This window comes from Cupriavidus basilensis (assembly GCF_000876015.1).
GTDB lineage: Bacteria > Pseudomonadota > Gammaproteobacteria > Burkholderiales > Burkholderiaceae > Cupriavidus > Cupriavidus basilensis_B.
The window spans coordinates 16,623-40,875 of the sequence record NZ_BBQM01000026.1 but is presented as its reverse complement, the minus strand read 5'-3'; the positions used below and the strand labels follow the sequence as shown (position 1 = coordinate 40,875).

The 24,253-nt window shown below is 71.0% G+C and carries 22 protein-coding genes; 1 reads left to right on the top strand and 21 read right to left on the bottom strand.

Features of this window, described 5'->3' with window-relative positions:
• Nucleotides 1-61: 61 nt before the first annotated feature.
• The 6 genes from pxpA to KF708C_RS28560 all read right to left on the bottom strand — a co-directional run bounded on the left by pxpA (nt 62) and on the right by KF708C_RS28560 (nt 5,567).
• Nucleotides 62-802, bottom strand: coding sequence for a 5-oxoprolinase subunit PxpA (gene pxpA / locus KF708C_RS28585; RefSeq protein ID WP_059414702.1), 741 nt, complete (start codon nt 800-802; stop codon nt 62-64).
• Nucleotides 803-881: 79 nt separating this feature from the next.
• On the bottom strand, nt 882-1,907 hold the full coding sequence (locus tag KF708C_RS28580; RefSeq protein WP_059414700.1) for a biotin-dependent carboxyltransferase family protein: 1,026 nt from the start codon (nt 1,905-1,907) through the stop codon (nt 882-884).
• Nucleotides 1,904-2,554: a 5-oxoprolinase subunit PxpB gene (gene pxpB, locus KF708C_RS28575; protein ID WP_059414698.1), complete on the bottom strand. Its 651-nt coding sequence runs from the start codon at nt 2,552-2,554 to the stop codon at nt 1,904-1,906. Before pxpB ends, KF708C_RS28580 begins: the two co-directional genes overlap by 4 nt.
• 633 nt (nt 2,555-3,187) lie before the next feature.
• A complete protein-coding gene (gene lipA, locus KF708C_RS28570; protein WP_020205366.1) occupies nt 3,188-4,183 on the bottom strand; it encodes a lipoyl synthase in 996 nt (331 codons plus the stop codon).
• Nucleotides 4,184-4,226: 43 nt separating this feature from the next.
• Complete coding sequence (gene lipB / locus KF708C_RS28565; RefSeq protein WP_020205365.1) at nt 4,227-4,958, bottom strand: lipoyl(octanoyl) transferase LipB; 732 nt, start codon at nt 4,956-4,958, stop codon at nt 4,227-4,229.
• A gap of 249 nt (nt 4,959-5,207) precedes the next feature.
• A complete protein-coding gene (locus KF708C_RS28560) occupies nt 5,208-5,567 on the bottom strand; it encodes a DUF2917 domain-containing protein (protein ID WP_059414742.1) in 360 nt (119 codons plus the stop codon).
• Nucleotides 5,568-5,786: 219 nt separating this feature from the next.
• Here KF708C_RS28560 and KF708C_RS28555 point away from each other — a divergent pair, with 219 nt between their 5' ends.
• On the top strand, nt 5,787-6,824 hold the full coding sequence (locus tag KF708C_RS28555) for a transcriptional regulator GcvA (protein WP_059414696.1): 1,038 nt from the start codon (nt 5,787-5,789) through the stop codon (nt 6,822-6,824).
• 6 nt (nt 6,825-6,830) lie between these two features.
• Here the strand turns inward: KF708C_RS28555 and KF708C_RS28550 are convergent, their stop codons facing one another.
• The 15 genes from KF708C_RS28550 to KF708C_RS28480 form a co-directional block, all read right to left on the bottom strand.
• Complete coding sequence (locus KF708C_RS28550) at nt 6,831-7,895, bottom strand: tyrosine recombinase XerC (RefSeq protein ID WP_059414694.1); 1,065 nt, start codon at nt 7,893-7,895, stop codon at nt 6,831-6,833.
• A gap of 36 nt (nt 7,896-7,931) precedes the next feature.
• Complete coding sequence (locus KF708C_RS28545) at nt 7,932-8,600, bottom strand: DUF484 family protein (RefSeq protein WP_020205361.1); 669 nt, start codon at nt 8,598-8,600, stop codon at nt 7,932-7,934.
• Nucleotides 8,601-8,772: 172 nt separating this feature from the next.
• Nucleotides 8,773-9,357: a cytochrome b gene (locus KF708C_RS28540; protein WP_231586625.1), complete on the bottom strand. Its 585-nt coding sequence runs from the start codon at nt 9,355-9,357 to the stop codon at nt 8,773-8,775.
• 220 nt (nt 9,358-9,577) lie between these two features.
• A complete protein-coding gene (locus KF708C_RS28535) occupies nt 9,578-10,939 on the bottom strand; it encodes an LLM class flavin-dependent oxidoreductase (protein WP_155888230.1) in 1,362 nt (453 codons plus the stop codon).
• A gap of 50 nt (nt 10,940-10,989) precedes the next feature.
• Nucleotides 10,990-12,063, bottom strand: coding sequence for an ABC transporter ATP-binding protein (locus KF708C_RS28530; protein ID WP_059414691.1), 1,074 nt, complete (start codon nt 12,061-12,063; stop codon nt 10,990-10,992).
• Between the two features lie 5 nt (nt 12,064-12,068).
• The gene (locus KF708C_RS28525) at nt 12,069-12,860 is read right to left on the bottom strand and encodes an enoyl-CoA hydratase/isomerase family protein (RefSeq protein WP_059414689.1); all 792 of its coding nucleotides are present in this window, start codon (nt 12,858-12,860) and stop codon (nt 12,069-12,071) included.
• On the bottom strand, nt 12,857-15,010 hold the full coding sequence (locus tag KF708C_RS28520; protein ID WP_197090443.1) for an acetate--CoA ligase family protein: 2,154 nt from the start codon (nt 15,008-15,010) through the stop codon (nt 12,857-12,859). Before KF708C_RS28520 ends, KF708C_RS28525 begins: the two co-directional genes overlap by 4 nt.
• Before the next feature lie 8 nt (nt 15,011-15,018).
• Entirely contained in the window at nt 15,019-15,927 is a 909-nt protein-coding gene (locus KF708C_RS28515; RefSeq protein ID WP_059414684.1) for an ABC transporter permease, read from the bottom strand.
• Nucleotides 15,924-16,730: an ABC transporter permease gene (locus KF708C_RS28510; protein ID WP_020205354.1), complete on the bottom strand. Its 807-nt coding sequence runs from the start codon at nt 16,728-16,730 to the stop codon at nt 15,924-15,926. Before KF708C_RS28510 ends, KF708C_RS28515 begins: the two co-directional genes overlap by 4 nt.
• Nucleotides 16,731-16,732: 2 nt before the next feature.
• Nucleotides 16,733-17,812 (bottom strand): polyamine ABC transporter substrate-binding protein, encoded by a 1,080-nt coding sequence (locus tag KF708C_RS28505; RefSeq protein ID WP_059414682.1) that lies wholly within the window; start codon nt 17,810-17,812, stop codon nt 16,733-16,735.
• Nucleotides 17,813-18,212: 400 nt separating this feature from the next.
• Complete coding sequence (locus KF708C_RS28500; RefSeq protein ID WP_020205352.1) at nt 18,213-19,400, bottom strand: porin; 1,188 nt, start codon at nt 19,398-19,400, stop codon at nt 18,213-18,215.
• Nucleotides 19,401-19,796: 396 nt separating this feature from the next.
• A complete protein-coding gene (locus KF708C_RS28495) occupies nt 19,797-20,822 on the bottom strand; it encodes a TauD/TfdA family dioxygenase (protein ID WP_020205351.1) in 1,026 nt (341 codons plus the stop codon).
• 35 nt (nt 20,823-20,857) lie between these two features.
• On the bottom strand, nt 20,858-21,766 hold the full coding sequence (locus tag KF708C_RS28490) for an ABC transporter permease (RefSeq protein WP_059414680.1): 909 nt from the start codon (nt 21,764-21,766) through the stop codon (nt 20,858-20,860).
• A gap of 2 nt (nt 21,767-21,768) precedes the next feature.
• Nucleotides 21,769-22,719 carry an ABC transporter permease gene (locus KF708C_RS28485; RefSeq protein WP_059414678.1) on the bottom strand — a complete coding sequence of 317 codons (951 nt, stop codon included), beginning with the start codon at nt 22,717-22,719 and terminating at the stop codon, nt 21,769-21,771.
• 12 nt (nt 22,720-22,731) lie between these two features.
• Complete coding sequence (locus tag KF708C_RS28480; protein ID WP_059414676.1) at nt 22,732-24,246, bottom strand: ABC transporter substrate-binding protein; 1,515 nt, start codon at nt 24,244-24,246, stop codon at nt 22,732-22,734.
• Between the last annotated feature and the right edge of the window lie 7 nt (nt 24,247-24,253).

Here is a 24,253-nt window from a genome sequence, read left to right as displayed (position 1 = left end):
CATGCTGCTCGACGCCCGCGGGGCACGGTGATGCCGGGACCGGAAGCGCGCGGCGCGCGCTTCAGGCTCCGGCGCGGATTGCGATGCCTTCGGCGCCGAGCCGCTCGCGGATGCGGCGCGCAAAGGCAAGCGCGTGCGCGCCGTCGCCGTGCAGACACACGGTTTCGGCGCGAATCGGTACCCAGGTGCCGTCGATGGCGCGCACGCGCTGGCCGCGCACCATGTCGAGCGTCTGGCCCAGGGCCACGTCTTCGTCCTCGTGCAGCGCGCCCGGCGTGCCGCGCCTGACCAGCGAGCCGTCGGGGTTGTAGCCGCGGTCGGCGAAGACTTCTTCCTTGACCTTGAGGCCGGCCTCGCGCGCCACCTTGACCATCGCGCTGCCGGCCAGGCCGAAGAAGACCAGGTCGGAGTCGAAATCGCGCACCGCGCGCACGATGGCGTCGGCCAGCACGGGGTCCTTCGCGGCCTGGTTGTAGAGCGCGCCGTGCGGCTTGACGTGGGCCAGCTGCCCGCCCTGCGCGCGCACCAGCGCGGCCAGCGCGCCGATCTGGTAGAGCACGTCGGCGTACACGGTGTCGGGCGCGAGCTGCATCTCGGTGCGGCCGAAGTTCTCGCGGTCGGGGTAGCTCGGGTGCGCGCCGATCGCCACGCCGGACGCCAGCGCCCAGCGCACGGTCTGCAGCATGGTGGCGGCGTCGCCGGCATGCCAGCCGCAGGCCACGTTGGCCGAGCTGATCAGCGTGAGCAGCTCGCGGTCGGTGCCGCAGCCTTCGCCGAGGTCGGCATTCAAGTCGATGTGCATTGCATTACTCCTGGTTCTGTCCTTGCCGGCGATGCGGCCATGTCCGTGTGCGGGTCATTCGATGCGGGCGGACACCATCTCACGCCACCGCCAGCCGCGTGCGCGTGCGCCGCCGCGCCGCGATCACCATGCTGCCGTCGCCCTGCCACTGCAGGGCCTGGTCGACCTGTTGCAAGTAACGGTCCAGCTCGGCCTGGGCGGCGGCGGCCTGCTCCAGCGTCACCCGCGCGAAGCGCACGGGCGCGCCCAGCGGCACCTGCGCCAGCCGCCACAGGTCGGCGCCGATCACCACGCCGATCTTCGGATAACCGCCGGTGGTCTGCGCGTCGGCCATCAGCACGATGGGCTGGCCGGCCGGCGGCACCTGCACCACGCCGGGCAGCACGCCGTGCGAGAGCAGGTCCGCCGCGCGCGCGGGCTCGCGCGCCAGCGCCGGGCCCTGCAGCCGCAGACCCATGCGGTTGCTGTTGGGCGTGACGGTCCACTCGGACTGCCACAGCGCGTCGCGCGCGGCCGGCTCGAAATCGTCGTACTCGATGCCGGGCAGCATGCGGATCGGCACCGCGTCGCCGAGCTTCTTCACCGGCAGCGCCCACGCCGGCGCCTGCACGCCGAGCCAGTCGCTGTCGTCGGCCACGCCGGGCCGGCCGGCCGCGAGCCGGTCGCCTTCGCGCAGCGCGCGGCCGGCGAAACCGCCGAAGCCGGCCTTGAGATCGGTGCTGCGCGAGCCCATCACCGGCGCCACGCCGATGCCGCCGGCCACGCACAGGTAGGTGCGCGTGCCGCCCTGCGCGGCCGACAGGGTCAGGGTCTCGCCGCGGCGCACGTCGAAGGCGTGCCACGACCACACCGGCACGCCGTCGAGGTTGGACTTGCAGTCGGCGCCGGTGAGCGCCACGCGCATGTCCGCGTGGAAGCGCACGGCGGCGCGGCCGAGGGTGAATTCGATGGCGGCCTCGCCGGCCGCGTTGCCGAGCAGGCGGTTGCCGATGGTGAGCGCGACGGTGTCGAGCGCGCCCGCGGTGCCCACGCCGAAGCGGCGGAAACCCGGGCGGCCGAGATCCTGGACCGAGGCCAGCGCGCCGGGACGGAGAATTTCGATCACGCCAGCAACTCCTCGACGACGAAGCGCACGGTATCGCCGGGCGCGAACAGGGAAGGCGGATCGCGGTCGGCCACGAACAGCTCGCTGTCCGTGTGCCCGATCAACTGCCAGCCGCCGGGCGCGGCGGCCGGATAGATGCCGGTCTGCTCGCCGCCGATGCCGACCGAGCCGGCCGGCACCGACAGCCGCGGCTCGTGCCGGCGCGGCGTGGCCAGCGCGGGATCGAGCCCGCCCATGTAGGCGAAGCCGGGCTGGAAGCCGAGGAAGTACACCACGTATTCGCCGGCGCTGTGGCGGCGCACCACTTCCTGCGCGCTCAGCCCGGTGTGCGCGGCCACGTCGGCCAGGTCGGGACCGTATTCGCCGCCGTAGCGCACCGGGATCTCGACCAGCCGGCCGGTGGCCTCGCGCGCCTCGCCGGATGCCCAGGCGAGCTTGAGGTTGCGCTCCAGCGCCTGCGGGTCGGCGTCGTGGTCGAACACCACGGTGAGGTTGTTCATGCCGGGCACCGCATCCACCACGCCGCGCCATTCGGCGGCGCGCTGCGCCATGGCCCAGATGCGGCGCTGTACGTCGAGCGAGGCCGGCGGCGGCACGCTGCACAGCAGCGCGCGCTCGGCCAGGCGGTGAACGGAACATCGGAACATGGAAAGGCACCGGGAAGGGACCTGACTTGCAGTGTAGGCGCGCGCACCGGACTCGTCAGGCGCGGCGCCGGCCGCGAAGCGGTCCGTTGCAATAATCTTTTTTCATCGACAATTTATCGATGAATTCATGATAACCAAACGAGAAGATGATGGGGCTAGGTGTAGACCCTAGGACGCTGCCGGGACGGCGGGAGGGACCGGCGCAGCCCCGCCCCGCCTTGGTGCAGGCCGCACCGCGAGGGCGCCGGACGCGCGTCCGCGGCGAGCCGGGCAGTCTCGTTACGAGCCACGGCGGTGCAGGAACGGCGCGGCAGGCGGGCCGGGCGCGCAGGCGGGGGGAGGTCGCGGAAAGCAGAATTTTTTTGCGCCGCCGGGAGGAATCGTGGCGCGCCCGCAACGTTCGGCGTGCTGGCGGCGTGCTGGCGACGGGATGCGAGGGGCCGAACGCGGGCCAAAGGCGCGCATGAGAAAGGCGCCGACAAAGAAAAACGGCCGGTGGAAACCGGCCGTTCAGGCTGCTGACGAGATCAGCTTGCTGTCTGCGTTCTGCCCTCTCCCGCGCGCGGGAGAGGGGAGCAAACCTTCGGCTATCGAAGGCTTGCCTGCCCGCGCATCAAGAAAACCGGCGCCGGCTCAGGCGAAGCCGGCCTGATGCGCCTGCTGGTCGGCGTGGTACGAGCTGCGCACCATCGCGCCCACGGCGGCGTGCGTGAAGCCCATCTTGTAGGCTTCGTCCTCGAACATCTTGAAGGTGTCCGGATGCACGTAGCGCATCACCGGCAGGTGGTGGCCCGACGGCGCCAGGTACTGGCCGATGGTCAGCATGTCGATGTCATGGGCGCGCATGTCGCGCATGACTTCGAGGATTTCCTCGTCGGTCTCGCCCAGGCCGACCATCAGGCCGCTCTTGGTGGCCACGGTCGGATTGCGCCGCTTGAACTCCTGCAGCAGCTTGAGCGAGTGCGCGTAGTCGGCGCCCGGGCGGGCCTGCTTGTACAGGCGCGGCACGGTTTCCATGTTGTGGTTCATCACGTCGGGCGGGCCGGACTGGAGGATGTCCAGCGCCTTGTCCAGGCGGCCGCGGAAGTCGGGCACCAGCACTTCGATGCGGGTGGCCGGCGACAGCGCGCGCGTCTGCGTGATGCAGTCGACGAAATGCTGGGCGCCGCCGTCGCGCAGGTCGTCGCGGTCGACGCTGGTGATCACCACGTAGTTCAGGCGCAGCTGCGCGATGGTGCGCGCCAGGTTGCCCGGCTCGTTGGCGTCGAGCGGGTCGGGGCGGCCGTGGCCCACGTCGCAGAACGGGCAGCGGCGCGTGCACTTGTCGCCCATGATCATGAAGGTGGCCGTGCCCTTGCCGAAGCATTCGCCGATGTTCGGGCAGCTCGCCTCTTCGCACACCGTGACCAGGTTGTTGGCGCGCAGCACGTCCTTGATCTCGTAGAAGCGCGAATTGCCGGTGGCCGCCTTGACGCGGATCCACTCGGGTTTCTTGAGCTTCTCGGCCGGCACGATCTTGATGGGGATGCGCGCGGTCTTGTCGGCGGACTTCTGCTTGCGGGTCGGGTCGTACTGCTCCGCCTGGGGTTGCGGGGCTTCGCTGGAAGAGGCGATCAGGGCGTCGCTCATAGTGTTCTCCGCACGCGCGGTGCGTGCATGTTCGGCTGGGTGACTAGTTGGCCAGGGCCGCGGCGGGGTTGGGGCCGGCAGCCACGGCGCGCTCGCGCGCCGCTGCCAGTACGTCGCGCAGCGCCGCCGCGAGGCGCCGCGCGATCTCGGCCTGCTGGGCCGCGCTCACGGGCAGGCGAGGCGCGCCCGCCGCATCGGCCGCCGCGTAGGTGGCGCCCGCGGTGGCCATGTCGACCGTTTCCAGGCCGGCATAGCCGCACGGGTTGATGCGCAGGAAAGGCGCGAGGTCCATCTGCACGTTGAGGCTGACGCCGTGATAGCTGCAGCCGTTGCGGATCTTGAGCCCGAGCGCGGCGATCTTGGCGCCCCGGTGCGGACCTTCGGAAAGGTAGATGCCCGGCGCGCCGGCCTTGCGTTCGGCTGCGAGATTATACGCCGCGAGCGTGTCCAGCACGGCCTGCTCGATCGCATGGACCAGCTCGCGCACCATCAGGTGGCGCCGGCGCAGGTCCAGCAGCAGGTAGGCCACGATCTGGCCCGGACCGTGATAAGTGATTTGCCCGCCACGGTCGATGCGCACCACGGGAATCGCCTCGTCGGGCGCCAGCAGGTGCGCCGGGTCGCCGGCCTGGCCGAGCGTGTAGACCGGGGGATGCTCCACCAGCCAGATCTGGTCGGGGGTTTCGGCGGTGCGAGCGGCGGTGTAGGCGCGCATCGCGTCGAAACAGGGCTGGTAGTCCTGGCGGCCCTGCTCGATGACTTGGATCGCTTGCATCCCGGCAGTTTAACGAAAATACGAAAAAGGGGCGGCCGCCACGGGCGCCGCCCCTTCCCGCTGCCGGGTCTTGCGGCGGGTCTTGCCGCGGGTCTTGCCGCGGGTCTTGCCGCGGGTCTTGCCACCGGGTCTTGCCGCGGGCCAGGTCAGGCCGGCCCGCCGTCCCGGGTGTCGCGCGAGTGCACCAGCCGCAGGTGGCCGCGCGCGCGGCCGGGCGGGGCGTCTTCCGCCCCGCCCGGGTGCCGCGGGTCAGGAAGCCGTGATCTGGTCCTGGTTGGGCGTCCATTCGGTCCCTCGAACCAGGCGCCGCGCCATGCGCGCCACCAGGTGCGCCACGTTGGCGGTCGGCCGGCGGGCCTCGGCGATCAGGGCCAGGCGCACCGGCCCGGCGGCGCGCGGATCGATGCTCAGGACGATCTCGTCGCCGCGCTCGAGCAGCATGCTGCCGCCGCAGCGCAGCCAGTGGTCCTCGGAGTCGCCTTCGCGGGTGACCCACAGGTCGATGCCGGCGGCCTCTTCCACGCGCAGGCGCTGGGCGGCGCGGATGGAAAGCGAGGTGACTTCGCCCGGGCTCAGGGTGAACAGGGTCGTTGTGAGCAATGTTTTCATGTTGGGCATCCTTCACTGACATCGGCGCCTCTGCGTCCCCGCCGGCCCGGAATGGGCGGCCGCGTCGTGCGCTTGCCCGTCGGGCGCAGCGTCTGCTTCAGCGGAACTGGTGCGGGGTGGAGTACCGATGCATTGCATTCTAGTGATTGCCGAAGCCCTTCCAAAACGATATATTTTCCCGGTTCTTGTTAGAGAAACTCACATAAGGCGAGGCCGGTCATGGCGTTGAAGCGAGCTTGGGAGAATGATCTGCCGCGCGGCTGGCACCGCGAGCTGCCGCGCCTGCCGGCGCTGACCGCGCTGCGCGCGTTCGAGGCCGCGGCCCGCCACGAGAGCTTTTCGCGCGCGGCCACCGAGCTGTTCGTCACCCACGGCGCGGTCAGCCACCAGATCCGCGCGCTCGAGGAAGAGCTCGGGCAGCCGCTGTTCGAGCGCAACGGCAAGCGCGTGAGCCTCACGCCGGGCGGGCGCGCCTACGCCATGCGCGTGCGCGAGGCGCTGCTGGAGATCGCCGACGCGACCCGCGCGCTGCAGGCCGGCAACCGCGACAAGCGCCTCACCATCAGCACCATGCCCTCGTTCGCGGCGCGCTGGCTCACGCCGCGCATCGGCAGCTTCATCGAGCAGCATCCCGAGCTGGACGTGGAGCTGCTGTCGTCCAACAGCCTGGTCGATTTCACGCGCGAGGAGGTGGACATCGCGCTGCGCATGGGCAGCGGCGACTATCCCGGCCTGTACGTGGAAAAGCTGCTCGACGACGTGTTCTTCCCGGTCTGCAGCCCGGCCTTCAACGGCGGCAGGCTGCCGGCGCGCCCGCGCGACATGGCCGGCATGCCGCTGCTGCGCGGCGAAGGCGACCCGTGGAAACCGTGGTTCGACGCGGCCGGCCTGGACTGGCCCGAGCCGCGCAAGGGCCTGCTGCTGGAGGATTCCTCGCTGTTGCTGCAGGCCGCCGCCGCCGGCCAGGGCATCGCGCTGATCCGCTCCTCGCTGGCCTACAACGACCTGCTGTCGGGGCGCGTGGTGCGGCTGTTCGACGTCAGCATCACGTGCCCGTGGCTGCTCTACTTCGTGTGTTCGCCCGGCATGCTCGAGGCGCCCAAGGTGAAGGCCTTCCGCGCGTGGCTGCTGCCCGAGATGGAAGCGTTCCGCGCCATCCTGGCACAGTGGGGAGACAAGGCGAACAAAGCGGCGAACAAGGCAGCGGACAAGACGGCGGACAAGGCCGGCACCAGGGACAAGACCGACGCGCCCTAGCCGCGCTCAGCCGCCGCCCGGTTCCGCGTCCGCGTCGGGATCGGCGGAAGCGGCCGGCGCGGGCGCAGCCTGCGCCCTGCCCGCGCGCGGATGCGCCTTGTCGTAGACCTTGGCCAGGTGCTGGAAGTCGAGCGCGGTGTAGATCTGCGTGGTGGCCACGCTGGCGTGGCCCAGCATTTCCTGCACCGCGCGCAGGTCGCCCGAGGACTGCAGCACGTGGGTGGCGAACGAATGCCGCAGCATGTGCGGATGCACGTCGGCCGGCACGCCGGCGCGGATGGCCTGCTGCTTGATGCGCAGCTGCACCGTGCGCGCCGGCAGGCGCCGCCCGCGCGGGTTCAGGAACAGCGCATGCGCGTCCTCCGGCGGCGCGCCCGGGCGCAGCATCTGCGCGCGCACCGCCAGCCACGCGCGCAGCGCCTCCATCGCCTTGCTGCCGACCGGCACCGTGCGCCGGCGCGAGCCCTTGCCGATCACCGTGACCTCGGCGCCGTCCATGTCGATCCAGCCGGCCGAGCGGTATTCGCCGTCCTCGGCGTAGCGCTGGTCGAGCTGCACCAGCTCGGACAGGCGCAGGCCGCTGGAATAGAACAGCTCATGGACGGCGCGGTCGCGCACGTCCTCCGCGCCCTCGCCGCCCTGGTACGAGACCAGCGCCACCGCGTGCTCCACCGACAGCGCCTTGGGCAGCCGGTGGCCCGACCTCGGCGCGCGCACGCCGTCGACCGGGTTGGCCTGCACGCCGAGGCCGTGGCGCGCCGCCCACAGGTAGAAGCCGCGCCACGCCGACAGCGTGCGCGCGATGCTGGTGCCGGCCAGCCCGCCGCCGTGCAGGCGCGCGGCAAAGCCGCGGATATGATGGTTCTGCAGCGACAGCAGCGCGCAGCCCGGCGCGAAGCGCAGCGCGTATTCCTGCAGCACGGAGAGATCGCGGCCGTAGCTGGAAAGCGTGTGGGCCGCCAGCTTGCGCCCGCTGGCCAGCCATTCGAGATAGCGCAGCACCAGCGGGTCCGGCGCCGGCTTCGCGGCCGGCGGCGCGATGGCCGCCCCGGGCGCGGCCTTGCGCGTCACGGCGCGGCTCCGGTGCGCTCGCGGGACATGGCGGCGTCAGTCGCGCAGGCGGTTGAGCGCGGCGCCCGCCACCTCGCCGATCTGCGCGAGGTAGGCGGTGCCCATGCCTTCATGGAAGCGCCGCGCCTCGGGCGAGCCCAGCACCAGCAGGCCGAACGCCGCGCCGAGCGTGCCCGGCTCGCGCGATGGCACGCGCAGCGTCACCATCGCCAGCGAGGCGATGTCGTCGCGCTCCAGCCAGGCCGCCGCCTCGAAGCCGCTGTTGGGCCCGCAGTACGGCGCGCGCAGCCCCTCGGCGAACAGGCGCACGTCCTCGCTCACGCCCTGCGTGACCTCCATGTGCGCGTAGCCTTCGGCCACGTGCCACAGCTTGAGCGCCACCACGGGCACCTCGAACACCTGCTGCAGGCCGTCCTGCACCGCATACGGCAGCGCGTGCGAATCCACCTCGGCCAGCAGGCGCAACTGCCACGCATGCATGCGCTGCTGCGTGCGGTCGTTGTCGTGGCCGTGGCGCACCAGGTCCGCCAGCTTCAGCTCCAGGCCCTTGTTCTTCTCGCGCAGGATTTCCATCTGGCGCTCCTGCAGCGACACCGCGCGGTGGCTGTGCGGGCTGGTGAGCTGCACGGAGGCCAGCAGCTCGGCGTGGTCTTCGAAGAACTGGGGATTGGTCTGCAGGAAAGTGACGACGTCTTGGGCGTTCATTGGCTTCAACCGGGATGTTTGGCAGGCAGTGTAGCAAACACAAAGCCGGCCAACCCGGGCGCATGCCGAATTCCGGGCGGGCGCCCGGAGCAGGCGCGGCGGGCCGCGCCGGTGCGCCGCGCCGCGCGGGGCCGGATCGCGCGCGCGGTCGCGTGTGCGGCGCGCCGCGCCGCTAGCCCTTGCTCCCCGGCATCATGGCCGCCATGACCGAATCCTTGTCGATGAAGCGGTGTTTGAGCGCGGCCAGGACATGCCCGGCGACCAGCGCGCCGCAGCACCACGCGGTCAGGACGTGGACCGACCCGGCCAGGTCCTGCCGGGCCGCGTCGGGCGCCGCCAGCGGCGGCAGCGGCAGCAGGCCGAGGAACTGCACGGCGCGGCCCGACACCGAGCTCCAGTACCAGCCCGACAGCGGCAGCGCGATCAGGGCCACGGCGTAGAGGACGAAATGCCCGAGGTGGGCCGCGCGCTGCATCGGCATGCTCATGCTGGCCGGCATGGCGGGCGCCGGATGCGTGAGCCGCCATGCCACGCGGATCACGATCAGGAACAGCAGGCTGGTGGCGACGGCCTTGTGCAGCGCGGTCAGGCCATGCTGCGGATTCAGCGCGGGCACGTGGGCGGCCACCATGCCGATGCCCCAGCTTGCCAGCCATATCAGCGCCATCAGCCAGTGGAGCGCCTGCGCGGTGCGGGTATAGGCCCCGCCGGTGCGGGCCAGTTGCGGTTTGGTGTGTCTGGTCTTCAAGCTGTCCACTCTCCCGGGATGCCGCGGCCGCCGGCAAACCCGGCGCAAGCGGCGCATCCGGTGAAAGTACCGCGGCGCGGCGGCTTGAGGAATCAGACCATTCGCAATCTGCGTCGCGGGCGGGCCAGTCCTTGACGCACGTCAATGCCCACCACAGGACGACGGGACGACGGGACGACAGGGCCGCGGGGCCGCGCGCATCGGCCGCCCCGCCCCCGCGCGCCGCCGCTCAGGCTTCGGCCTGCGCCGCGTAGCGGCTGGCCGGCCGCGCCAGGCCGAGGTTGTCGCGCAGGGTCTTGCCCTCGTATTCGGTGCGAAACAGGCCGCGCTCCTGCAAGACGGGAATGACTTCGGCGACGAATTCGTCGAGGCCGTCGGGCAGGTACGGCGGCTGGATCAGGAAGCCGTCGACGCCGTAGGCTTCGAACCAGGCCTGCATCTCGTCGGCGATCTGCGCGCCGGTGCCGATCACCGTGCGCTGGCCGCGCGCGCCGGCGAAGCGCTCGTAGAGCTGGCGGATGGTCAGGTTCTCGTTGCGCGCCCAGCCCAGCACGTTCTTGAACTGGGTCTGCCCGCCTTCGGTGTGCATGGTGTCGAGCTCGGCCGGCAGCGGGCCGTCCGGATCGCAGCCCGACAGGTCATAGCCGCCCAGCGCGTTCGACAGGACCTCGAAGCCCACGTCGGGATGGATCAGCGATTGCAGGTACTCGTGCTTTTCCTGCGCTTCCCGGGTCGTGCGGCCGACCACCGGATTGAGCCCCGGCATGATCTTGAGCTGGTCCGGCGTGCGCCCGAACCTGGCCATGCGGCTCTTGACGTCCTGGTAGAACGACTGCGCGGCATCGAGCGTGTGCAGCGGCGTGAACACCGCCTCGCACAGCCGGGCGGCCAGTTCGCGCCCCGGCGGCGAGCCGCCGGCCTGGAACAGCACCGGATGGCCCTGCGGCGGGCGCGCGGCGTTGAGCGGCCCCCTGACCGAGAAGAACTCGCCCTCGTGGCCGAGCGTGTGGACCTTGTCCGGGTCGAAGTAGCGGCCGCTGGCGCGGTCGCGCACGAAGGCGTCGTCGTCCCAGCTATCCCACAGGCCGAGCACCACTTCGGCGAACTCCACGGCGCGGCCGTAGCGCTCGTCGTGCGCGTAGTCCACGCGGCCGAAGTTCGCCGCCGCCGCCGCGCCGCCCGACGTGACCACGTTCCAGCCGGCCCGGCCGCCGCTGATGTGGTCGAGCGAGGCATAGGCGCGGGCCACGTTGTAGGGCGCGCTGTAGCTGGTCGACGCGGTGGCCACCAGCCCCAGGTGCTCGGTCACGGCGGCGATCGCCGACAGCAGCGTGAGCGGCTCGAAGTAGACGGCGTACTGCGGCCAGCGGCTGAGCGCTTCCCGCGAGGCGTCGCGCACGGCCAGGCTGTCGGCCAGGAACATCAGGTCGAACTTGCCGCGCTCGGCGGTCTGCGCCAGCTTGACGTAATGCTGGAAGTTGGTGCCGGCGTCGATCTGCGAGCCGGGGTGCATCCACGCGGCCACGTGATGGCCCGTGGGATGGAAGAAGGCGCCCAGCTTCATCTGGTCTGGGCGTTGGTTCGAACGCATGGAGATCCTCTTGGTGGTTTCGTGGTTGTACCCGCGAGCGGGCGGTTGTCTCAGTGGGTCGCCGCCGGCGGAATCGGCCAGGTGCTCTCCGGGGTCCACCACAGCGGAATCGAGGCGCCCTCGCCGGCCGAGGCCAGCGCGGACACCGGCGCGCGCACGCGCAGTTCGCGCCCGCCGTGCTGGGCGATGACCAGCAGGCCCGAGCCCATGTTCAGCACGCTGCTGACCCGCGCCACCAGCGTGTTCGCCACCGCGCCCTCGGGCGGCTGGCCGATGTGGATGTCCTCGGGCCGCACCAGCAGGCAGGCCTGGCCCGACCGGTCCGCCGCCGGCGGCCGCGACGCGCGGACCGTGAAGCCGCCCTCGGCCAGCAGCTCGCCGGGCGACGCGCCGGGCCGGCCGTCGAAGATGTTGCTGTCGCCGATGAAGGTGGCCGCGAAGCGGCTGGCCGGATGCGCGTACACGTCCAGCGGCGTGCCGACCTGCTCGATGCGCCCGTGGTTGAACACCACGATGCGGTCGGACAGCGTCATGGCCTCGCTCTGGTCGTGGGTCACGTAGAGCGTGGTGATGCCGACCTGCTGGTGGATGCGCCGCAGCTCGATCTGCATCTGCTCGCGCATGTTCTTGTCGAGCGCGCTGAGCGGCTCGTCGAGCAGCAGCAGCTTGGGCTCGTAGACCAGCGCGCGCGCCAGCGCCACGCGCTGCTGCTGCCCGCCGGAGAGCTGCTTGGGCTTGCGGTCCGCCTTGTCGGCCAGCCCGACCAGGGCCAGCACGCGCTTGACGGCCGCGTCGATGGCGGCGGCCGGGCGCCGCCGCACCTTGAGCGGGAAGGCCACGTTCTCGGCGATGCTCAGGTGCGGGAACAGCGCATAGCTCTGGAACACCATGCCGATGTCGCGCCGGTTGGAGGGCACGTTCTCGACATGCTGGCCGCCGAGCAGGATGCTGCCTTCGCTCGGCTCCTCGAAACCGGCGATCATCATCAGCGTGGAAGTCTTGCCGGAGCCGCTGGGGCCGAGCAGGCTGACGAACTCGCCGTCCTGCACTTCCAGCGCGGCATCGATCACGGCCTGCACCGCGCCGTAGCGCTTCGATACGCCTACTAGCTGCAAATGTGACATCGGATTCAGTTCCTTAATAATTCGTCGCGATAGCGGATGTATTCCTTGAAGCCGCGCTGCGCGACCCCGGCCTGGTAGGCCGCGCGGGCGCGCGAGTCCGGCTCGTAGAGCGGGATGATTTCCTCGCAGCCCGCGCGCAGCGCGTCGAGGAAGCCGGCGATCTCCATGCCGCCGTTGATCGAGCGCTTGAGCGCGGCGGCGCCGTCCGGATGCAGATGGGCGAGCGGGCGCGCCGCGTCGAGCACGGCCTCGGCGAACCCTTCGTCGGGCAGCACCTCCGTCACCATGCCCCACGCCAGCGCGGTGCGGGCATCGAGGTTCTTGCCGTAGAACAGCAGCTGCTTGGCGCGGCGGATGCCGATCACCCACGGCAGGATGGTGACGGACGCCGGGTTCCAGTAGCGGATCTCCGGCTCGCCGAAGACCGAGCGCTCCGACGCGAAGATGAAGTCGCACAGGTTGGCGAGGATGCAGCCGGCGCCCAGCGCGTAGCCGTCCACCGCCGCCACCACCGGCTTGCGCGCGTGCCACACGGCCAGGAAGCTCTCCAGGTTGGCGCGCAGCCGCGCGCCGGCCTCGCCCGCGGCGCCGCCCGCGGTCATGTCGAAGCCGGTGGAAAACGCGCGCCCGGTGCCGCGGATGACGATGGCCGCGACGGACCGGTCCAGGTCCGCGGCGCGGATCCGCGCCGCCATCTCGGCCAGCATGCCCGCGTCGAGCGCGTTGAGCTTGTGGGGCTTGTTGAGCGTGAGGACGAGCAGCGGCCCCCGCGTTTCGGCAAGGAGGGTATCGGTCATGAGCGGGGCGCGCCGGTTGCGATCAGCGCGTCGAGAATCACGGGTTGGTCGGCCCCGGCCACCAGCCGCACGGGGTTGAGTTCGATCAGCGACAGCCGCCCGGCCGCCGCCACGTAGAGATCGCCGATGGTCTCGGCCAGGCGCGCGAGCGCGGCGACGCCGCCGAACAGGTCGCCGGAACGGCTCGCCAGGAAGCGGCCGATGGCGCTGTCGGCCAGCCGCGCTGCCACCTCGCCTGCGCGCGGCGGCAGCGGCACGGCGACGACGTCGCGCACCACCTCCAGCAGGAAGCCGCCCAGGCCGATCACCAGCATCGGGCCGCATTCGGGATCGGTGCTAGCCGCCACGAACAGGTCGATGCCGGCTGCGGTCATGCCTTCGACCAGCAGCGGCGCGTCGACGCATTGCGGGAAGTGCCGCGCCAGCCGGTCGCGCATCAGCGCGGCGGCGCGCTCAACCGCGCCGGCATCGGCGAGGTCGAGCTGCAGCAGGCCGTAGGGCGTGCGGTGCGGGATGCGGTCGTCGATGACCTTGAGCGCGACCGGAAAGCCGATCTCGCCGGCGATGGCGGCCGGCGCGTCGCCGGCGCCCGCCAGCGCGCCGCGCGGCGTGGGCAGGCCGCACGCGCGCAGGAACGCCTTGGCGCGCGCTTCGTTGAGCCAGCCTTCGCCGCGCGGCAACTGGCCGAACACGTCGGGCACACCGGACATGCCGGGCACGGCCGCCGGCGCGCGCGCCGGGCGCGCCACCGCCGCGCGCCACGCGGCCGCGTGGCCGATCGCGCGCAGCGCGGGCTCGATGCCGCTCAATTGCGCCGCGCCGTGCGCGGCGAGCCGCTCGGCATATTCGCGCCGGAACAGGCCGGCGCGCGAGCTGAGCAGGTAGAACGGCTTGTCGGCGGTCGCGGCGACGTCGAGCAGCGCGTCGACGTAGCGGGTCGGGCGCGTCGGCTGGCCGTCCAGGGTGTCCGTGACCAGCGCCACGGCGCCGTGGTCGGGCGACGCCGCGAACGCCGCCAGCCCGGCGCGCAGGTTGGTTTCGAAATCGCCGTTGCCCCACGCATCGACCGGATTGCCCGGCCCGGACACCGGCCCGATGACCTCTGCCAGTGGCGCGAGGCTCGCCGGCGGCATCGGCGGCAGCGCGACGCCAGCGCGCGCGGCGATGTCGAGCGCGTACTCCACGTGCCCGCCCGACGGGCTGACGATGCCGATGCCCGGCGCGGCCGGCAGCCTGGCCGCGCGCAGGCAGACGATGGTCTCGGTCAGCTCCTCGAGCGTGGCCGCCTCGATGCAGCCGTGGCGGGCCAGCAGTGCCGAGAACACGCGCGCGTCGCCGGCGATGCCGCCGGTGTGCCCCAGCGCCGCGGCGCGGCTCTGCGCGGTCTTGCCGACCTTGAGCACCACCACCGGCTTGCCGCGCGCGCGGGCATGATCGAGCGCCGCCAGGAAGCGGTCCATGTCGCGCACGGCCTCGAGGAACAGCGCGATGACCCGCGTGGCCGGATCGTCGGCCAGCGCGGCGAGATAGTCGGCGGCGGTGAGCACCGCCTCGGCGCCGGTGGAGATGACGTGGCTGTAGCCGAAGCGGCGCACGTCGGTCAGCAGGCCGATCGCCATCGACCCGCTCTGCGTGATGAGGCCGACGTCGCCGCCGACCGCCGCCGCGTCGAGCAGCTCGCCCAGGTACAGGGTCGAGCGCGTGGCCGGGTTGAGTATGCCCATGCAGTCCGGGCCGCAGAACGCGATGCCGGCGCGCGCGCAGGCCTCCACGATGACGTCGAGCGAAGCGCGCCCGTCGTGCGCGGTGCGGCCGACGCCGCTGGCGTAGGACACCACGCCCCTCACGCCGGCCCCGGCGGCGTCGAGCACGGCCGCCGCCACGCGTTCGGGCGCGACGCACAGCACCGCCACGTCGGGCACCTTGCCGCGCGCGGCCAGCGCCGCCAGCGAGGGCGCGCAGTCGCGGCCCAGGGCCTCGCTGCGGCCCGGGTTGACGGCGTGGATCTCGCCGGCGAAGCCGAGCGCCCGCAGCGAGGCGAAGATCCGCTGCGACGGGCCGGGCCGGTCGGACGCGCCGACGATGGCGATGCTGCGCGGCGCCAGCAGCGGGGTCAGGTCGGGCTGCGCCCTGTCTGCCGAATGATCCACCGTGCGCCTCATTCCGTGATCCGCTCGAGGCCGACCAGCCGGTCGTAGAGCGCCAGCATCGCCATGATGGCGGCGAGCAGCACCATCGACAGCGCCGACGCCGTGCCGAAATCGAGCAGCGTCTCGACCTCGTTGGAGATCAGGCTGGCGATCATCATGTCGTGCGGCGAGCCCAGCAGCGTCGGCGTGACGTAGAAGCCGATGCAGAAGATGAACACCAGCAGCGAGCCGCTGACGACGCCCGGCAGCGACAGCGGCGCGACCACGCTCCAGAACGTCTGCCGCCGGCTCGCGCCCAGGCTGTGCGCGGCGCGGATCAGGTTGACGTCGAGCTTGGACATCACCACGTAGAGCGTGAGCACCATGTAGGGCAGCAGGATGTGCGTCATGGCGATCAGCGACGCCGCCGTGGTGAACAGCAGCACCGGCGGCGGGTCGAAGCCCAGCCACCTGGCCACCTCGGTGTACGGCCCGCGGTTGCCCAGGATCACGGTCCACGCGAAGGTCCTGACCAGGAAGCTGATCCAGAAGCACAGCCCGGTGACGGCCAGCAGCGAGGCCGCCACCAGCCCGCCCTTGCGCGCCATGTAGTGCGCCAGCGGATACCCGAGCAGCAGGCACAGCACGGTGACGGACAGCGCCACCAGCACGGTGCGCAGGTAGACCGTCAGGTAGATCGGGTCGGTGAAGATGTGGCGGTAGTTCTCCAGGCTGAGTTCCGGATCGGAGATGCTGGTCCAGAACGTGTTGGCCAGCGGCACGCCGAACGTGGCGAGCAGGTAGGCCAGCGCGGGCAGCAGCAGCAGCCACGTCGGGATGCCGCGCGGCAGGCGCCGCGCGCGCGCGGCGGCCCCGCTGCGCGCGCGCGCGGACACCGGGGCGACGGCGGAGACTTGTTGGGCGTTGGGTGTGGTCATCGGCTGGCCTCCGCCGCCTGGCGGCGTCGTGACAGGAACGTCAGCACCACCATCACGGTCAGTGCGATGGCGATCATGAAGGTGGACGCGACGGCGATCACCGGATCGGCGTCCAGGTTGATGCTCGAGAACATGCGCCTGGGCAGGGTCGAGACCTCGCGGCTGGAGATGAACAGCGCGATCGTCGCTTCGTCGAACGAATGGATGAAGGCGAAGAATGCCGCGATCAGGAACGCCGGGCGCAGCAGCGGGAACGTCACCAGCATGAAGGTCTGCGCCTGCGTCGCGCCGCAGATCGCCGCGGCGCGCTCCAGGTTGCGGTCCAGGTTGCGCAGCGACGCCGACATCGCGGTCAGCACCACCGGGATCGAGATGCAGGTATGGGCGAGGATCACCCCGAGGTAGGTCTGGTTCAGGCCCACCACGCCGAACACCGAGTAGTAGCTGATCGCCATGATGATGCTGGGCACCAGCATCGGCAGCAGCAGGATGATCTGCAGCGCGCGCCGCGCGCCGAACTCGCGCCGGCACACGGCGAACGCCGCGGGCGTGGCCACCAGCAGCGTGACGATGCTCGACGCCACCGCGATCAGGAAGCTGTTCAGCGTGGGCCGCAGCCAGTCCGCGGTGAAGTAGGCGCGGTAGTGCCCGAGCCAGTAGCTCGGCGGCGGGAACTCGAACGAATGCGCCGAGCTGAACGACATCGGCACCACGATCAGCAGGGGCGCGAGAATGAAGATGGCGACACCCAGCGCGACGATGGCATTCGCCGCGCTGGGACGCTCGAGGGCGTTGGCGCTCATGGTTATTGCTGGAGCCAGCGCTGGAAGCGCCGCTCGGCCTGCGTCATGAGGTCGCCCATGCCGCGCGCGTCGAACTCGATCGCGCCGCTGGCGTAGGCGGGATTGGTCGGCATGTTCCTGGCCTGCTCGGGCGTGACGTACTTGAAGGCGGCCGGGTTGAGCGGGCCGTAGGCGCCGTCGACGCAGAAGCCCGCGTTGTTCTTCGGCTCGAGCGCGAACTTGAGGAACTCCCAGGCGAACTCGGCGCGCGGCGTGCCGCGCGACACGATCCAGTAGGTGCGGTCCATGGTGAACTCGTTCCACACGATCTCCACCGGCGCGCCGGTCTTGCGCAGGGCCACGCCGTGGGCATGCCAGACCGAGGCCATGTTCACCTCGCCGTCGCCGAGCAGCTCGCGGATCTGCGGGCCGGTGGTCCACCACACGCGCGTGCTCTGCTTGATCTTGTCGAGGCTGCGGAAGGCGCGGTCGAGGTCGATCGGGTAGAGCTTGTCGCGTGGCACGCCGTCGGCCAGCAGCGCGAACACGATGGTCTGCGACAGCTCGCGGCCCAGCGAGCGCGGGCCGGGAAACTTGCCGACGTTCCAGAAATCCTGCCAGGTCTTGATCGAGCCGGGCGCGTAGCGGGTGGTGTTGAAGCAGATGTTGGTGGAGTAGGCGTGGTTGCCGACGCCGTGCTCGAGGATCTGCCCGGCGGGCACCGTGTCGCGCCCGAAGATGCCGTAGTTGATCGGCTCGAGCAGGTTCTGCTTCATCGCCTGCACCACGTTGGGCGCGCCGACGGTCTGGATGTCGAACTCGTAGACGCCGGTGCGGGCCTGCAGCGCGAGCTTGGCGAACGACGCGCCGGGCGCGCTCTTGATCTCGATCCCGGTCTTCCTGGTAAACGGGTCGAAGAGGTTCTTGCGCGCGGCGGCTTCCCAGGAGCCGCCCTGCGAGTTGACGTAGAGCACCTTCGGCTGGGCGCGCACGATCGCCGGCATGGCGAGCGCGGCAGTGGCGGCCGCGCCGGCGCGCAGCACCTGGCGGCGCGTGGCGCCGTGGGCGGGGGTGCCGTGGTTGTCCGTGGTTTGGTTCGACATCGAGATAGCGGGTCCGGTTGTTGTTGAGTGGCTTCAGCGGGGAAAGCGCTGACGAGCGATGCAAGCGGCGGGGGCGCCGGGCGCAATGAAAACGATGAGGACAGGCGGATGGATCAAAGCAATTGATATGCCAATTTCCGGCGGAAAAGCCGTATCGCGCGCTTCCTGATAAAAATATGGTGTACCACGCAATTGCCTTGCGCCAGAGCGCGCGCCGAGGCGCCAGCCGTGCCCGGGCGCGGCGCCGGCACCGCGCGCGCCGCACGATGCCGGTGCCTTGTCGCAGGGCACGCTGCACTCCGATCAGGCATGGGAGGTGCACCACATGACGTCGCCGGCACGCCGGCGCACGGTAACGGGCGCGCGGCGGCCGCTGCCGCGCCGCCGCGCGCCGCCGGTGCTAGAAGCGGTGGCGCATGCCGATCAGCCCGATCAGCTGGTGGTTGCTGGTCGACGCCGTGGCGCCGGTGATCGCCGCCACCGCGCGGCCGCCCGACGCGTCGGTCCCGCCGGCGTGCTGGTAGAACGCGTTGGCGAACAGGTCGGTGCGCTTGGACAGGAAATAGTCCGCGCCGAGATTGACCTGGTGGTACACCGCGCTGTCCAGGTTGTCGGCATTGCTGTTGTGCGTGTAGGTGTAGGCCACGCCCAGTTGCAGCGCCGGCGTGAGCTGGTACGTGAAGTTGCCTTCGACGATGTCGAACACGGCCGTGCCGCGGAAGCGGCTCTGCGCGGCGCTCAGGTTGGCGACCGCCACCTCGCCCAGGTTGCGAAAGCGCGTGTTGGTGTAGGTCACGGCGAGCCTGGCCGGGCCGCGCTCGTAGGCCGCCGCCGCGGCGAAGATCTGCTGGGTCTTAGCCGACGCGTAACCGGAGATGGCGGCGTTGGTGATGTTGTTGTTCACCGCGCTGTCGCTGGCCTTGTTGCCGAAGAACGAGAAGTTGGGGCGGTCGACCTGGTTGTACGCCGCGGCCAGCGAGAACGGCCCGGAGGCATAGTCCGCGCCGAACGACCAGGTCTGGTTCTGCGAGACGCTGCCGGGCGCGCCGCCGAAGCTGTAGTTCGCGCCGAAACGCATGCCGCCGAAGGTCGGGCTCAGGTACTTGATCGCGCTGTTGATGCGGTTGAAGTTGTCCAGCGCGTCGACGTCGCCCACGTGGGTGCCGTAGCCGATGCCGGACGCGGCCCACGTGCCGCCGGACGTGAACGGGCTGATGAAGTCGTACTGCGTGGTCGCCTGGCGGCCGAGCGAGACCGCGCCCGCGCGGGTGGAGGACAGGCCGACGTAGGCGCCGCGCCCGAACAGCGTGCCGCCCTGCCCGCTGGTGCCGTTGATCGAGCTGAAGCCGCTTTCCAGGCGGAAGAACGCCTGCATGCCGCCGCCGAGATCCTCGGTGCCGCGCAGCCCCCAGCGCGAGCCCGAGGCGTTGCCGCTGGTCAGCAGGTACTGCTTGGAGCCCTTGGCGTTGGAGTTGTAGGTCAGGCCGGCATCGACGATGCCGTAGAGCGTGACCGAGCTGGTCTGCGCATGCGCCCCGGACAGGCCGCCCAGCGTGGTGGCGGCGGCAATCAGTATCGTTTTTTTCATGGCTCATTTCCTGAAGGTAAGGTGGTACGAAAAGGACGGGCACGCATGCCTCTCCGTGCGGCGCCATGCCCGTGATGCGAACAACAAATGAAGCAAACGAAACCGGGCGCCAGTCGTGTGCGTCCCGGCCCGCCGCGGGCGGCAGGCCAGGAGACGGACACGGCGATTGCCCGTGACGAACAGAAAGCGCCGCCGGCAGACAGCACGTGGCGAACCGCCGCGCAGGCGCGAGCGCTCCCCGCCGTGGCCGCGCGATGGCGCCACGAGCTGGCTGGCAATGCTTTCTGGTACGTGCCCGGGACCGCCCGCCCCGCCGCCGCGAACGCCTGCGAGGTCAGGCGCGGGCGCCCGCGGCGCCGGGAAAGCGGTCTGCGCCGTCGGACGACGGCCGCGCGCTCAGGTCTGTGTCGAGACCACGGCGCCGCGTTCGTGCAGGACGTAGTTGCCGTCCTCGCCGAACAGGCTCGAGATGGGCCACGGCTGGTGGAAACGCAGCCACAGCCGCAGCATGTGGCGCTGCTGGTGCCGCTCCGGTCCGTTGACGAAGCCGGTGCGGGAATGCAGCATGGTCAGGTTGTTGCAGAAGGCGATGTCGCCCGGCGCCATCGTGAAGTCGACGCGCAGGTCCTCGCGCTGCGTCAGCGCATCGAAGAAGTCGAGCGCCTCGCGCTCCAGCGGCGTCAGCGGCACGCCGCGCTTCTCGGCGCCGGCGTTGATCTGGTTGCGGATGTAGCGGCAGCGGATCACGCCGTTCTCGTGGCCGAACACGGGCAGCGGCAGCGCCGACACGCCCTTGCCGGTGAGAGCCTCCTCGCGGCGGATGTAGTAGAAGCCGTTGTAGAGCAGGCCCAGGTATTCCGGGTGCTCGGCGAGGATGATGTTGTAGATCGACAGCGCGCTGACGTAGCTGCTGCGCCCGCCCGACAGGCCCTGGCGCAGGCACATCAGGCCGAGCAGGTCGGCGCGGTCGGTGTGGAACGGCAGGTAGGCGCTGGTCTCGTAGCCGCGCACGTCGATGCGGCCGTATTCGCGGCCCTGGTCGAACACGTGGCCGAGCAGGTCGCCCTTCGGGTTCTGGCCGAGCGGCTCGCCCAGGTACAGGCCGATCCCCCAGTAGATCATGCAGACCTCTTCGTCGCTGAAGCCGGCGATGTCCAGGCCGCGCAGCAGCACGATGCCCATGCCGTCGCGCACCTCGGCGGCGAGGGCGGCGAGCCGCTCGCGCAGCGCGCCGAGCGGGAAGTCGCGCTGCTGCCAGTGCAGCATCGGCACGCCGCCGGCCTGCGCGTGGCGCAGCGCCGCGGCGATCTCGTCCTGCTCCGCGCCGCTCAGCCACCACTGCCAGCTCTCGCTGTCGATCAGGTCGGCACGGCGCCACGCCTGCGGGGTGGCGACGGGCTGCGTCCAGACTGTTGCCTGCATTTCGGTTCTCCGTTCTGGTAAGGGGGATCTGGAAGTCATCGGCGCCGGGTGTCCAGCGCGTCGCGCAGCCCGTCTCCGAAGACGTTCAGCGAGATGACGAGCACGAAAATCATGGCGCCCGGCGCGATCGCCATCCACGGCGCCGTGGTCATGTACTGCTGGGCCGCGTTGAGCGTGCTGCCCCAGGACGGCGCGGGCGGCTGCTGCCCGAGGCCGAGGAACGACAGCGAGGCCTCGGCGATGACGGCCGCGGCGGCGGTGATGCTGGCCTGCACGAACAGCGGCGGCAGCATGTTGGGCAGGATGTGGCGCAGCGCGATGCGCAGCGGCGAGGCGCCCACGGCGCGCGCGGCCTCCACGTAGTCCTCGGCGCGGATCGTCATGGCCGCGGCGCGCGCCAGGCGCAGGAACGTGGGCAGCGCCGCCACGCCGATGGCGAGGATCGAATTGCGCAGGTCCGGCCCGAGAAAGGCGGCCAGCGCGATGGCCACGATCAGGAACGGCACCGCCAGCATCGCGTCGGTCACGCGCATCACGAGCATGTCGAGCCAGCCGCCCGCGTAGCCGCACGCCACGCCCAGCGGCACGCTCACGGCGCACGCCACCAGCACCGGCAGAAAACCCGCCAGCAGCGACGCGCGCGCGCCCCAGATCAGCCGCGACAGCACGTCGCGCCCGACCTCGTCGGTGCCGAGCAGGTGCAGCGCGGAAGGCGCCTTGCGGATCATCAGGAAATCGGATTGCAGCGGATCGTAGGGCGACAGGAACGGCGCCAGCACGGCGGCCAGCACGAACAGCAGGATGGCGGCGCCGGCCAGCACGCTCGACGGCCTGCGCAGCAGGCGCCGGCCGGCCGAGCGCAGGCGGCTTTGCGGGCGGCTCTGCGGGCGACTTTTCCGGCGGACCGCGGCCGGGCGCGGCAGTTGCGGGGCGATGGTCGGCATCGTCAGGTCCTCAGGCGCGGGTTGATGACGAAATACAGGACGTCGGCGAGCAGGCTCGCGGCGATGAACATGACCGAGGACACCAGCACCAGCCCCTGCACCACCTGGTAGTCGCGGTTGAGCACGCTGTCCACCAGCAGCTTGCCGAAGCCGGGGATCGAGAACACCTGCTCGGTCAGCACGGCGCCGGCCAGCAGTTGCCCGAACTCGATCGCGCCCAGCGTCACCACCGGCATCAGCGCGTTGCGCAGCGCGTGGCGCAGCACCACGCGCCATTCGCTCAGCCCCTTGGCGCGCGCGGTGCGGACGTAGTCGGCCTGCAGCGCGTCCAGCATGGCGCTGCGCATGTGGCGCATCAGCACGCCGGCGATGCCGGTGCCCAGCACGATCGACGGCAGCACGAAGCCCATCACGCTGCGCACCGGGTCCTCGCGGAACGGCACGTAGCCGGACGCGGGAAACCAGTTCAGGTGCACCGAGAACGCCAGCACCAGCAGGATGCCGAGCCAGAAATGCGGGATCGAGATGCCGGTCAGCGCGAGGCCGCTGGCCACCGCGTCGCCGAGCCGGCCCTTGCGCGTGGCGGCGACGATGCCCAGCGGAATGCCGATGGCCAGCGCGATCGCCATCGACGCCAGCGCCAGCTGCAGCGTGATGCCGAGCTTGCCGGCCAGCAGCTCGCTCACGCCGATGTCGTTGCGCATGGACACGCCGAGGTAGCCGTGCAGCGCGCCGGCCAGCCAGCGTCCGTACTGGACGTAGACCGGCAGGTCCAGGCCGTACTTGTGGCGGATCTCGTCGAGCATCCGCGCGTCCACCGCCTCGCCGCCGGCGAGCGCGAGCGCGGGGTCGCCGGGCAGCATGCGCTGCAGCAGGAAGATCAGCGTCGACAGGATCAGCACGGTCGGCAGCGCCAGCGCGATGCGGCGGCCGATGAACAGGAGGAATCTCATGGCCGTGCGTTCCTAGGGCTGGAGCCGGATGCCCTTGACCCGGATGGTGCTGTCCGGGTGCGGCACGAAGCCCGACACCTTGGTGCTCAGCCCGGTGAAGGTGCGGCGATGCCACAGCACCGACACCGGATAGTCGGTGGCCAGTATCGCGTTGACCTGGCGGTAGAGGCGCTCGCGCTCGCCGTCGCTGGTCGCCTCGCGGGCCTGCACCATGACCTTGTCGAGCTCGGGGTCGCAGAACTTCGAGTCGTTCTGCGGCCCGCTGCAGGCGATGTGCGCGTAGATGTTGCCGTCCGGATGCGGGCGCCCGCTCCAGAAGTTGAAGATCGCGTCGAAGTCGCCGCGGCGGGCGTTCTGCAGCATGACCGCGTCTTCCTGGGTCTCGATCTTCATGGTGATGCCGGCCTCCGCCAGCATCGCCTGGATCATCTGCGCGGCCTCCTGGCGCTCGCGCTCGGGCGGCACCAGCAGCGAGAACGCCAGGCGCGGCACGCCGGCCTCCTGCAGCAGCCGGCGCGCCGCGGCGACGTCGCGCGCGGGCACCGGATGGGCCTTGTCGTAGTAGCGGCTGTTCGGATTGACGAACTGGTTGCCGGCCAGGTACTGGTCGTTGAAGAGCGCCTTGACCAGGACCCTGCGGTCGATCGCCAGGTCCACCGCGCGCCGCACACGCACGTCGCGGAAGGTGGCGGCGCGCGCGCCGTTGCCGCTGTTGTAGCGGATGTAGTGGTAGCCGAGGTCGGACGCCGACACGATCTTCGCGCGCGCGTCGCCCGCGAGCTGCGGCAGGTCGGCCGGCGTGAGCCGCTCGGCGATCTGGATCTGCCCCGAGCGCAGCGACGACAACCGCACGGTGGAATCGCTGATGGGCAGGTATTCGATGCGGTCCGGATCGCCCTTGGTCTGCGCGGCGTCCCAGTAATCGGTGAACTTCTCCACCACGATGCGGCCCTGCGGCACGCGCTCGACGAAGCGGTATTCGCCGGCGCACACCGGCTGCGAGCCGAAGCGGTCGCCCAGGCGCTGCGCGGCCTGCGGCGCGACCATCATGCCGGCGCGCTCGGCCAGGCCGAACAGCAGCAGGTTGGCCTGCGGCGCCTTGAGCACGAAGCGCACGGTGGCCGCGTCGACCACGTCGACGTGGTCGACCATGCTCAGCTCGGTGCGGCGCAGCGAGCCCGGCAGCTGCATGTGGCGGCCGATGTTGTAGCGCACGGCCTGCGCGTCGAGGGGCTCGCCGTCGTGGAACTTCACGCCGGGGCGCAGCTTGAGCGTGACGGACAGGCCGTCCTTGGCGATCTCGTAGCCGGCGGCGAGCTGCGGCGTGAGCGTCAGGTCGGTCTTGACGTCGAACAGCTTGTCGCACAGCGCGGTCAGCGGCTGGCGGCCGGTGGCGAGGCGGTTGAGCGTGGGGTCGAGCGTGTCCGGGTCCTCGTTCAGGCCGATCCGCAGCACGCCCTGGGCGGCGGCGTGGCCCGCCAGGCAGGCGGCGAGCGTGAGGAAGAGAAGAGACGGGAGCTTGCGCATGGGATGT